The 8,776-nt window shown below is 38.1% G+C and carries 8 protein-coding genes; all 8 read right to left on the reverse strand.

The annotated features are described in order from the left end of the window. Nucleotides 1-66: 66 nt before the first annotated feature. The 8 genes from mnmG to ACH9UM_RS13785 all read right to left on the reverse strand — a co-directional run bounded on the left by mnmG (nt 67) and on the right by ACH9UM_RS13785 (nt 8,556). Entirely contained in the window at nt 67-1,977 is a 1,911-nt protein-coding gene (gene mnmG, locus ACH9UM_RS13750; protein ID WP_009320421.1) for a tRNA uridine-5-carboxymethylaminomethyl(34) synthesis enzyme MnmG, read from the reverse strand. Then, a complete protein-coding gene (gene mnmE, locus ACH9UM_RS13755; RefSeq protein WP_009320420.1) occupies nt 1,943-3,340 on the reverse strand; it encodes a tRNA uridine-5-carboxymethylaminomethyl(34) synthesis GTPase MnmE in 1,398 nt (465 codons plus the stop codon). The genes mnmG and mnmE overlap by 35 nt, the downstream gene beginning before the upstream one ends. 212 nt (nt 3,341-3,552) lie before the next feature. Beyond that, complete coding sequence (gene jag, locus ACH9UM_RS13760) at nt 3,553-4,431, reverse strand: RNA-binding cell elongation regulator Jag/EloR (RefSeq protein ID WP_009320419.1); 879 nt, start codon at nt 4,429-4,431, stop codon at nt 3,553-3,555. A gap of 27 nt (nt 4,432-4,458) precedes the next feature. Next, nucleotides 4,459-5,784, reverse strand: a complete 1,326-nt coding sequence (locus ACH9UM_RS13765; protein ID WP_009242968.1) for a YidC/Oxa1 family membrane protein insertase — start codon at nt 5,782-5,784, stop codon at nt 4,459-4,461. Between the two features lie 12 nt (nt 5,785-5,796). Further along, nucleotides 5,797-6,009, reverse strand: coding sequence for a membrane protein insertion efficiency factor YidD (yidD, locus tag ACH9UM_RS13770; protein ID WP_009242967.1), 213 nt, complete (start codon nt 6,007-6,009; stop codon nt 5,797-5,799). A gap of 19 nt (nt 6,010-6,028) precedes the next feature. Then, nucleotides 6,029-6,364 (reverse strand): ribonuclease P protein component, encoded by a 336-nt coding sequence (gene rnpA / locus ACH9UM_RS13775; RefSeq protein WP_004847679.1) that lies wholly within the window; start codon nt 6,362-6,364, stop codon nt 6,029-6,031. A 73-nt stretch (nt 6,365-6,437) separates the two neighbouring features. Further along, the gene (rpmH, locus tag ACH9UM_RS13780; RefSeq protein ID WP_004847680.1) at nt 6,438-6,572 is read right to left on the reverse strand and encodes a 50S ribosomal protein L34; all 135 of its coding nucleotides are present in this window, start codon (nt 6,570-6,572) and stop codon (nt 6,438-6,440) included. A 667-nt stretch (nt 6,573-7,239) separates the two neighbouring features. Next, nucleotides 7,240-8,556, reverse strand: coding sequence for an IS30 family transposase (locus tag ACH9UM_RS13785; protein ID WP_004845211.1), 1,317 nt, complete (start codon nt 8,554-8,556; stop codon nt 7,240-7,242). Between the last annotated feature and the right edge of the window lie 220 nt (nt 8,557-8,776).

Raw genomic sequence — 8,776 nt, forward strand, 5'->3', positions numbered from 1 at the left:
ATAATACTTCATACAAATATAAAATCTATTTTATATTTTATTCTCTATCTACATTCTAAATACTTCTCATCTGCTTCCTAAATAAACAAGAAGAACCGATACATCTGCCGGAGATACTCCTGATATTCTGGATGCCTGTCCTATCGATGCAGGACGGATCTGATTTAATTTCTGTTTTGCTTCTATACGGAGACTTTTTATTTCATCATAATTTATATCTTCCGGTATCTTTTTATTTTCCAATTTTTTAAATTGTTCCACTTGACGCATCTGACGTTTTATATACCCGTCGTATTTAATGTTAATATCAACCTGCTGTGCCACGTCTCCGGGAAGATTTTTTCTGTTTTTGTCTATCGGAGCAAGTTTTTCATACGATAATTCAGGTCTTCTGATCAGTTCCGCAAGAGTTGTTCCTGATGTTAACGGGGTGCTTTCATATGTTTTTAACAGATTCTGAACTTCTTCCGACGTTCCGATATTTACCCGTTCCACCCGATGTATTTCTTCTTCGATCAACCGTTCTTTTTCAAGCAGTTTCTCGTATCTTTCTTCGCTGATAAGGCCTATCTCATATCCTAATTTTGTTAATCTTTGGTCTGCATTATCCTGTCTGAGCAAAAGTCTGTACTCTGCTCTTGACGTCATCATCCGATATGGCTCGCGACTCTCTTTTGTAACGAGATCATCGATTAAAACACCTATATACCCCTGTGATCTGTCAATGACAATTCCTTCTTTTCCCTGCAATTTTCTTGCCGCATTAATTCCGGCTACGATTCCCTGTGCCGCAGCTTCTTCATATCCCGAACTTCCGTTAAACTGCCCGCCGCTGAATAATCCTTCTATATTTTTAAATTCCAACGTACTTTTTAACTGCCTTGCATCTATACAATCATACTCGATCGCATATGCATTTCTTACGATCTTTGCATGTTCCAAACCCGGAACACTTCTATACATTGCATACTGAACGTCTTCCGGTAATGAACTCGACATTCCGCCGACATACATTTCATTTGTATGGATTCCTTCCGGCTCAATAAAGACCTGATGTCTGTTTTTATCTGGGAATTTTACTACTTTATCTTCTATCGACGGACAATATCTCGGTCCTGTTCCTTCAATCGCACCGGAAAACAGCGGCGATCTGTCCAGATTTTCCCGAATGATTTCGTGCGTCGTTTCGTTTGTATATGTAAGCCAGCATGACACTTGATCGATCTGAACGTCTTCCGGATCTGTCGTAAAAGAAAAAGGCACGACTCTTTCATCACCTTTTTGTTCTTCCATCTTTGTAAAATCGATTGAGTTTTTATCAATTCTTGCAGGAGTTCCCGTTTTAAATCTATACATCTTAATTCCAAGTGATTTCAAACTGTCGGTAAGATAATTTGCGCTCTGCAGCCCGTTAGGACCTGTCTGCGTACTTATTTCTCCGTAAATGCAGCGGGCTTTTAAATATGTGCCTGTACACAAAATAACGGCTTTACACGGATATATAGCCCCCGAATATGTCTGAACCCCTTTTATTTTCCGAATTCCAGATTCATTCGGATCGTCTGCTATAATATCCGTCACTTCCATCTGACGGATATCAAGATTGTCCTGTTCTTCCAAAACCCTCCGCATCTCTTTGCTATAGTCGGATTTATCTGCCTGTGCACGAAGAGAGTGAACTGCCGGACCTTTTGACTGATTTAACATTTTCGACTGTATAAATGTCTTGTCGATCACCTTTCCCATTTCTCCGCCGAGGGCATCGATTTCTTTTACAAGATGTCCTTTTGAACTTCCCCCTATATTCGGATTACACGGCATCAATGCAATACTGTCTACACTTACCGTAAACATTACCGTTTTAAATCCTAACCGGGCGCACGCCAGCGCTGCTTCACATCCTGCGTGTCCCGCTCCTACAACCGCAATATCATATTGATCTTTATTTTCCCATACAGAATTTGCTGAATATTTCATTTATCAAGTCTTCTCCTACTGAATTTCCCGTAATATACCCGAGACTTTCATACGCATCCATCAAATCGATCGAATAAAAATCTTCCGGCATATTATCATCGATACTTCTTATTACCTTTTTCATACTTTCGAGAGCTTCCAACAGAGCGTTTTTCTGACGAACATTTGATATATACACTTGATCATTAAATGAAATGTCGCCTTTTAAAAACATCTCTTTCACTTTATCTTCCAGGTCTTTGATTCCTCTTTCTTCTTTTGCAGATATTGAGATGATCGGAATATTTGAAACTTTTTCTTTTATATGTTCTGCCGAAATCACAGTGTCGATATCTGATTTATTTAATAAAACAATCGACTTTTTGTCACTGATCATATTAATGATCTTCTCATCATTTTCATCCAGACTTCTCGATGCATCGACTACATAAATGATCAGATCTGCTGTCTCTGCATATTCTAACGCTTTATCTACGCCGATTTTTTCAATCAGATCTTCTGTCTGGCGGATTCCTGCCGTATCGACAACATTTAAGTTGAGTACGCCTAATTTGATCGTCTCTTCTAATACATCTCTCGTTGTTCCTTCTATATCTGTTACGATTGCTCTCTCATGTCCTGCAAGAACATTCAAAAGTGACGATTTTCCTGCGTTCGGTTTTCCGACAATCACCGTTTTGATTCCTTCTTTTATCACGCGACCGTCATCTGCCGAATGAATCAGTCGTTCCAATTCCTGAATAATCTCTTCCGCCGAACTGCGCAAAGTATCGGAATATCCATCTACGCTGATATGCTCCGGATCATCAAGCGCTGTCTCTATAAATGCCGTATGATAAATAATTTTTTCTCTTATATCATTAATCTTCTTTTTTACGCTTCCTTTTAGCTGGCTGACAGAACTTTGAAGTGCATATTCGTTTTCGGAATTGATTACATCTATAACCGCTTCAGCCTGTGAAAGATCCATCTTTCCGTTTAAAAATGCCCTCTTTGTAAATTCTCCCGGTTCGGCAGGACTTGCCCCGTTTTTTAACACGAGTTCCAACACTTTTTTTACAACAAATGTTCCGCCGTGACAATTTATCTCCACGGTATCTTCTCCTGTAAATGTTCCGGGAGCTTTCATCACAGTTACAAGAACCTCGTCTATTACTTCTTCCGATTTCTTTTCTGCCGAAGATATTTCTCTGTCTACAATATATCCATAATTTATCGTATGGCTTTTTACTTCACAAAGCTTTTTCTTACCTCTGTAAATACGGTCTGCAACTAAAACAGCTTCCTCTCCGCTGATTCTCACAATTCCTATTCCCGAGTTTGTCATTCCGGTCGATATGGCTGCGATCGTTTCTTTTCTCATTTTATCCCGTTCTCCCGATTTCTTAATTTAATACTTAACTTCCCGCAAACTAAAAATAAAGCATTACATTTTATTTTAGATTGAAAGTTCCCATTCGTCAACTTAAAACATTTCCGTAAACGTCAGCTTATTTATCCACTTATTTATTCACAAAAAAACGCCTGACGTTTCACGATATCCGCAAACTATCAGACGTCTTTTATTTTATTTAATTATCTTTTTAATGTAACTACAACTTTTCTGTACGGCTCTTCACCTTCACTGTGTGTCGTTACATATGGATCTGACTGCAGTGTGGAATGAATAATCCTTCTTTCATACGGGTTCATCGGCTCAAGTATAACAGGTCTTCTGTTCCTTTTTACCTTATGTGCAATATTTTTCGCAAGATGTTTTAATGTCTCTTCTCTTCTTGCACGATAATTTTCTGTATCGAGTTTCACTCTTACATAACCTGACTGATGTTTGTTTGCAACGCGGTTTGCAAGATATTGAAGGGAATCAAGAGTTTGTCCTCTCTTACCGATAAGAATTCCCATATTCTCACCTTTCATATCAACATAAAGAGCTCCGTCTTTGTCGATTGACGATGTGATCTCAACATCCATATCCATCGCTTTTAATGTGTCTTTTACAAACTGCTCTACATATCTGATCGTCTCATCTTCTACTTTTGCAAGAAGCTCTTTTTCTTTTACAGATACCGGCTCTGACTTTTCTTCTTTTGCATTTGCTGAAGCTTCTTCTTTTTCTGTCTTTTCTTCCCGCACAGCTTCTTCCTTTTTCGCTGCTTCTTCTGCCTGATGTTCTTTTACATCATCTTCTTTTACATTGTCTTCTTTTGCAAAATACTCTTTTACGGGATTCTCTCTTATTGTTTCTTCGACAGCTTTCAGAAACTCTTCTTCTTCTTTATCTTCTTTTTTCCACGCTTCGATCACAGCCTGTTTCATACCGATTCCAAGAAAACCTGCGCTTCCTTTTTCAATGACATTATATTCAAGTCTGTCGCTTGTAACACCTAATTGAATCAACGCTTCTGTAATCGCATCGTCCAAAGTTTTCGCAGATACTCTGATACTACCTTTCATACCATTCATTCCTTTCCCGCAAACAGTTTACTTCTTCTTTTTATTATCCTGCTTCTCCGGAATCACTTCTTCTGTTTTTACACCGCTGTTATATTTATTTACAAGATTTGCCTTTGATGTAAGACTTCCGGGTTTTGCATTTTTCGCAAGTTCCTGTGCTTTTCTGATCTTTTCTTCTTTTTCGGCATCGATTGCTCTTCCCTTTGCCTTAGAAGAAGATGTTCCTACGTTCCGGGTACTTGTTGTTGCCATCTTATTGATTTCTTCTGCCGAAGTACCTTTTTTCTCGCGTTTCTTTTTCGCTTTTTCCTGATTTTCTTTTATAATATCATCAATACTCTTTTTCGACAAATATTTATTTACCGCAAGCTGCTGAACGCTTCGTACAGCCGCGCTGGCTACCCAGTATAAACCAAGTCCTGCCGGGAGTGTAAAACCGAATACAACAGAGATCAACGGCATTGTATAAGTCATTGTCTTCATGGAAGCTGCCATCGGATTATCATCACTCATTGCCGCTCCACCTGCGCCTGCCTGTGAAAGTTTCACGCTGATAAACTGTGTCAAACCTGCAAGTACCGGAATCAGTACTGCGATAATAACTCCTGCGATCGAAGCCGCCGCCAAAGCATCTGTAAGAAGATTCCACGGATGTGCTCCTATATCGACTCCCAAAAAGTTATTCAGATGAGAAACTTCTGACATAGTATTATTTACAACGCTTTCAAGTTTCGGCATCTTATCGACCAGCTCATTCCATGTGGAACTTTGGAATTTATACATCACTTCGATCATATTGCCCGCTTTAGTATAATCTAATGATTCAGCTCCCGGAACAAGACCTGTCGCAAGAGATGACATAATCTTCTCATATCCTGTTGTTGCCTGGATTTTCTCAACAAGAGGTATATATACGTTTCTTACTTTTGTAACATATTCCGGAATATTTTGTACTACCGGATAAAGTCCGAACAGGAATACGAGCTGCAATAATGAAGGAAGACATCCGCTTGACATCTTCAGACCATATTTATCGTAAACCATATTCATCTCTTCCTGCTGTTTCAGCATGGAAGCCTGATCCTTTTTATTTGCATATCTTTTCTGGATCTTCTGAATCTCCGGCTGCATTACTGCCGACATCTTTGTAAACTTCTGCTGTTTGATCGTAAGCGGAAGAAGAAGCGTATATACGATAATCGTAAATACGATAATCGCCACACCGATATTTTCAATTCCGATTGCGCTCAACGCGTTGTAGATTCCGTTCATGACCTGACCTAACAGCCATGATACTTGCTTAATGATCGGCCAGTCATAAATTCCTGCAGCCGACATTACAAAAATTTCCATTACTTGTCCTCCTTAAGGTACCGGATCATACCCGCCTTTTGAAAACGGATTGCAGCGCAGGATTCTCCAGACGGTCAGTGCACCGCCTTTAACCGCACCGTATTTTTCTATCGCCTCGATCCCATACTGGGAACATGTGGGATAATACTTACATGTGCTGTATCCTTTCATACCGGATAAATACTTTCTGTAAAACCGGATCAGCCATAACATCACCTGCTTCATCCGCGCCACTTCCTTTTAATTATTTATATATTTTATGAAGCTTTCCGAGGTGGATCAGTGCGCTCTCAATCTCATGATAATTTCTTCCTTTGGCACTTGTTCTTGCAATTACAACTATATCTATTCCACAACGGAAATGTTCTTCCGACAGTCTGTAACTCTCTCTTATCAGTCTGGTCAGATGATGTCTGACAACACTGTTTCCGACTTTTTTACTTACCGATATCCCTATTCGGTTTTCCTGAAGTCCATTTTCTAAAATGTACATAACAAGATAACTGTTTGCAAAAGACGTTCCCTTTTTATAAACATTCTGAAAATCTCTGTTTTTCTTTAAAGACTGGGAAAATTTCATTCAAAACCTCTTCTTCAGTCTGTCCTGACTGCTTAATAAAAATAAATAGAAGAAAAGGCCACATATATGCGGCCTAAGCTGATAACTGTTTTCTTCCTTTTGCTCTTCTGGCAGCTAATACTTTTCTTCCGCCCGGTGTGCTCATTCTTGCTCTGAATCCGTGAACTTTAGATCTGGATCTTTTTTTCGGCTGAAATGTCATTTTCATATCAAATACACCTCCTCTTTTCTGATATACCTTATAATAAAGTATTCACAATAATTAACGTTTTTTTTCCGCGCTTTTATCAAATTTAACCTTTTCTTATTATAATTTGAAAAAACACTGCTCTTAATTATAGTAAGAAACCTGCTATAAGTCAAGCAAAATCAAGGGTTTCATAGAAATATTTTGCAATAACGCTACTATAATAAGCATACATCACAGTTTTACAAATAACAAAAGCTGAATTGTTAAAATAATGCAAGTTATTTTGACTTTTCCAAAAGTTATTCACAGAATGGGGAAAATTTTCGTTTTTTATGTGGATAACTTGTTAAAAACTTTGGGATAAGCTGTGAATAAAACAATTTTTTTCAAAAAAACGTCTATATTACGCAGATTATTGTTGTGAATAAAGTTATACAGGTTGAGTGAATAAGTAAATTCCATATGTAAAAGTAAATTCCATACAGAAGACTAAATTCGATATTTTAGGGTTTGACGAATTGTGTCAAATCCTTTAAAGTGGAATTTAACCAGATAATAAATGCTTTTCTGCAATAAAAATGTATGCTAATGAGACAACTGGAATCTGCTCTGTAAGACTAAATTCCACTTGTCTGGTATGTGTGATATGGAGCCTTTATCCGCAGATTTGTTTTATTATCTGGTTTTATTTTTTCAATAATGCAGGCGTTAATACGATCTCATCTGCCGGTATTTCAGTGAGAGCAAAAAAATTTAAAAGTTCATGTGGGAGCATGATTTTTGCAAGAGCCATAGGCGACAATCCACCAAGGCTTTGTCTTGGAGTACTGTTGATATGGCTCATCATCAGATTGATCTCTTTTTGCGAGTAATCGTCAAAGGATGTTCCTTTCGGGCATATTTTTCGGATATATTCATGGTTCTTTTCACAATGCGGCTTTTGCCAGGAACACATCGGATCACAATAATAAATACTTGTCCGAATCAGGTTGTCTTCACCACATTCCAATGCATCCGGAATCTGAAATTCACCGCCTCTGTCCGTTAAAATCAGCGAAAAAGCAGAGGCAAAAGAAAAGGTTCCAATCGCATGCTCAATGGAGTCAAATACATTTTTTATATGATCGGATTCTTTGCTGTCAAGAAGATACGCCATCATAAAAGAACATTCGGAAAAGTGGAAAGTGAGTAACACCTTGTGGGAACCTTCACAGCCGAGAACGGTATCCATTTCAGTAACTCTTGTATCCGGGAACTCTTTTAAAAATGCCTGAAAGTCTTTGTAAGTACGACCTTCATAGATTGTTTTATCAACTAATTCAGAAGAGCCGGAAGAACGGAGCTTATATTTTACTTTTTTAGGCAGATCGATATTTTTAACACTCAAAGCTCCGGATTCAATGTAATTGTAAAGCGTTTTTTCTGAGTAAGGGATCTCCGGATGATTCTGTAGGATCATGTAAGGGGACTGCCCCTGCATAATCAGTGGGGAAACCAGTTCATCCAGCCTTATCAAATCTTCAGGAGAAATGTTGATACCAGTTCGCGATTCAATCAGAACGGTTCGATATTCCCTGTGAGCAATCGTGGCTCTATAATAAGCCTTATCCAAACGGCATCCGCTTTTTTTACTGCAAGCATTGCATACAAAGGGAGCTTTATCTAGTTTGGAACAATGATAACTGCGAGGAATGAAATCATCGCAATGGGAATTACAGTGGTTGCAGAGTTTACACATTCTTTTGCATATCGGAGCATAGATTTCACAGATATTCTTTTTTTTGCAGTCTTTTATTAGAGCACATTTATTTTTTGATTCATTGAAGTGGCTATGTTCCTGAATAGTGCGGTGCTTTTTAATTTCTTTGGAGATAGTGGTTGGATCTTTTCCTAACTGTAGCGCAATGCTATGGAGGGAGTTTCCTTGATCCAACCTTTTTTCAATTATAATACGCTGATCCATTGTCATATGCTTTTGATTTCCAGGGATAGATTTACACATAAGTACCTCTTTTCTACTGCGGATAGAAGGTACTAAAATAATATAGGATATAGAAGAAGAGAGTAAGACTAAATTCAGCATGATGGTGGAATTTAGTTTTTCATTTAAGGAATAAAGTTATACACATTATTTCTCATTGCCTAAGAACCGCTTTTGATGTAAAATGTAATAGAGAGATTCTGCCTTTATATCTCTCTATTCTATTGATTAGGAGTTACTT

Source organism: Mediterraneibacter torques (assembly GCF_044591705.1).
GTDB classification, from domain to species: domain Bacteria; phylum Bacillota; class Clostridia; order Lachnospirales; family Lachnospiraceae; genus Mediterraneibacter; species Mediterraneibacter torques.